This is a genomic window from Vulcanococcus sp., from assembly GCF_044369115.1.
In the GTDB taxonomy this organism is placed as follows: Bacteria; Cyanobacteriota; Cyanobacteriia; order PCC-6307; family Cyanobiaceae; genus Vulcanococcus.
Genome location: NZ_JBIPMN010000238.1, coordinates 1 through 2918, shown reverse-complemented (window position 1 = coordinate 2918; position 2918 = coordinate 1). Strand labels below are relative to the sequence as shown.

The 2918-nt window shown below is 67.3% G+C and carries 4 protein-coding genes; 2 read left to right on the top strand and 2 right to left on the bottom strand.

The window, feature by feature from the left end; all coding sequences use genetic code 11:
• The coding region (locus tag ACIQ2E_RS13800; RefSeq protein WP_398331724.1) for an RpoD/SigA family RNA polymerase sigma factor at window positions 1-981 on the bottom strand (981 nt) is incomplete at its 3' end.
• 85 nt (window positions 982-1066) lie between these two features.
• Here ACIQ2E_RS13800 and ACIQ2E_RS13795 point away from each other — a divergent pair.
• Both ACIQ2E_RS13795 and ACIQ2E_RS13790 read left to right on the top strand, forming a co-directional pair.
• The gene (locus ACIQ2E_RS13795; RefSeq protein ID WP_398331721.1) at window positions 1067-1792 is read left to right on the top strand and encodes a pseudouridine synthase; all 726 of its coding nucleotides are present in this window, start codon (window positions 1067-1069) and stop codon (window positions 1790-1792) included.
• Entirely contained in the window at window positions 1792-2745 is a 954-nt protein-coding gene (locus tag ACIQ2E_RS13790; protein WP_398331718.1) for a helix-turn-helix domain-containing protein, read from the top strand. Before ACIQ2E_RS13795 ends, ACIQ2E_RS13790 begins: the two co-directional genes overlap by 1 nt.
• On the opposite strand, the gene ACIQ2E_RS13785 is transcribed toward ACIQ2E_RS13790, so the two are convergent.
• The coding region (locus ACIQ2E_RS13785; protein ID WP_398331715.1) for a 4-alpha-glucanotransferase at window positions 2705-2918 on the bottom strand (214 nt) is incomplete at its 5' end. The genes ACIQ2E_RS13790 and ACIQ2E_RS13785 overlap by 41 nt on opposite strands.

Below are 2918 nucleotides of genomic sequence, written 5' to 3'. Positions count from 1 at the left end.
GGCGCCCATCTGCTGCGAGAGCCGGCGCATCTCGTCGTGGGCCCGGCGCTCCAGGCTCCTGGCGCGGTCACGGCTCATCTCCAATTCGCGAGCGATGGAGCTGAGGCTCATCGGCTCCTCAAAGCCAATGCCATAGCGCATCTTCAGCACCCGGCCCTGCAGCTCCGGCAGCTGATCAAGCAGATCGCGCATGTCGCTGCGCAGGCACTCCCCATCCACCAGCTCTTCCGGCTGGGTGCCATCGGCCGCCAGCAGATCCAGCAGTTCGGTGTCGTCGCCGTCGCCCACCTTCGTTTCCAGGCTCACGGGCTGGCGGGCACGGCAGAGCAGATCCTTCACCTCCTCTTCCGGCAGCTCCACAAACTCCGCCAGCTCCGTCACCGTGGGAGTGCGGCCCAGCTCCTGGCTCAGTTCGCGCTGGCCCTTCTTGAGCTTGTTCAGAGTTTCAGTGATGTGGATCGGGAGCCGGATCGTGCGGCTCTTCTCCGCGATCGCCCGCGTGATGCCCTGGCGAATCCACCAATAGGCATAGGTGGAGAACTTGTAGCCGCGGGTGGGGTCGAACTTCTCCACGCCCCGCACCAGACCGATGGTGCCCTCCTGGATCAGATCTAGCAGTTCCATGTTCCGCTTGGTGTATTTCTTCGCCACGCTCACCACCAGGCGCAGGTTCGCCGCCACCATCCGCTCCTTGGCCCGCTGCCCGCTGCGCAGGCGTTTCTTGAGCTGCTGGGGGGTGATGCCTGCCGCTTCAGCCAGTTGATCGTCGGTGGGGTCTTCACCGCCGGCGCGCAGGCGCAGTTCTTCGCGCTGCTCTTCGATCGCCATCAGGTCCTGCACCTGACGGCCCAGGGTGATCTCCTGCTCATGGCTGAGCAGCGGCACCCGGCCGATGTCCCGCAGATACGAGCGCACCAAATCGGTACCGCCAGCGAGGGCAGCGGCATCGCGCTCGGAACGGATCACCGGAAGCGAGGGCATGCAGCGAACGGTTTACGAAACTCGGGTGTTTCGTAAACCTACCATCTTTTTCCTGGGCAGAATGCGACCTAGCAAGGCCCTGGCGATGCCCGAAGAGCGGCTGCAGAAGCTGATCGCCGCTGCCGGACTGGCTTCGCGCCGTCACGCCGAAACCCTGCTGCGCGCCGGCCGGGTGAGCGTGAATGGGCGCACGGCGCAATTGGGCGAGCGAGCCGATCCAGAGCGCGATGCCATTTGGCTCGATGGCCGCCCCCTGGCCAAGGCTCAGCCGCCGCTAGTGCTGCTGCTCAACAAACCGGCCGGCGTGATGTGCAGCTGCCACGACCCCGAAGGCCGACCGATCGTGCTCGATCTGCTGCCGCCCGAACTGGCCAGCGGCCAGGGGCTGCATCCGGTGGGGCGCCTCGACTTCCACAGCCGCGGCGCCTTGCTGCTCAGCAACAACGGCGCCCTTACCTTGCAGCTCACCCACCCGCGCTTCCAGCACAGCAAGACCTACCGGATCTGGGTGCGGGGCCAACCCAGCCAGGCGGTGCTCGATCAGTGGGCCCGTGGCGTTCCCCTCGATGGCCAGCCCAGCCAGCCCGTGGAGCTGCGGTGCCTTGAGCAACAGCCCGATGCCACGGCGCTCGAGCTGGTGATGCATGAGGGCCGCAACCGCCAGATCCGCCGCACCGCGGAGCTGCTGGGCCATCCGGTGCTGGATCTGCAACGGGTGGCGATCGGATCGATTGCGCTGGGCGAGCTGCCGGAGGGTCGCTGGCGGCGCCTGGATCGCCAAGAATGGCCGGATCCGCACCACCGGACTTGATGCCCAGGCTTGCCCCACGCCTGCCCAGCCTTGGCCGCGTGTTCCGGCGTAGCGGCGGCCAGCGGGCCGGCAATCCAAACGATGGGCTTCCCCAGGAAGACCCCTTGCTGGCGGTGGGCCGGCGGTTGCGCCAGGAGCGGGAGGCGCGGGGGCTGAATCTGCGCCAACTCGCCCTGGAAACCCGCATCAGCACGCCTGTGCTGGAAGCCCTGGAGCGGGGTTGGCGTGATCGGCTGCCGGAAGGGGCCTACCTGCGCACGATGCTCCCCCTGATCGAGCAGCACCTGGCACTCCCCCCAGGCAGCCTCGATGTGGCACTGCCGCCGCAGAGCCAACAGCACGGCCTCCGCAGCCCGAACGGTGGACGACTCAAACGCTTCACACCCGGCTCGATCGATGTGTTCAGCACCTGGCAAGGGGGGCTGCTTTACGGCGGGATCTGCCTGGGATTGATCTACGCGCTGAACCTGCAGCAACGCCAGCTAGCCGCCGCCAACCTGCTGAGCCTCAGGCCCATCGCCCCGCTGCCGGCCGCCGAACAACGCAAACCGGCAGCCCCTGGCACCACCCTGCTGGGCGCGTTTCCGGAGCTGCGGCCCCTACAGCAGGCCAGCCGTGGAGTGGGGCGCGACGCCCTGAACCAACTCCAGCAGAGCGACACCAGCCCACCCAAACTGGGCGTGCTGGAGCTGAATCTCAGCCAGGCCAGCACCATCAACCTGCGCAGCGACAGCGGCCAGCGCTCCCAGCTGAGCGGCGCCAAGGGCCAACTGCTGTGGCAGCTCGAACCGCCGCTGGAGCTCAGCGTGTACCCCACCCCGAAACCGGCTGAGGTGCTTTGGAACGGATCCGCCTTACCGCCGATTGAGAAGCAGCCCGGCCAATACCGCTTGCCACTGCCGCAGCGGGACCTCAACGCTGGTGGCGCCGCGCCAGCTCCCCAAACCCCTTAAGCGGGCCTCGAATCGCCTCGAGGCCACCACTGAGCCGCCACTGCCAGTTGCCCTCGCTGGTGCCCGGGGTGTTGAACCGTGCCTCATCGCCGAGCTGCAACAGATCCTGCAGCGGCACCACAGCCCAATCGGCCTCGCTGGCCAAGGCCAACTCCAGCAGTTGCCATCCAGGG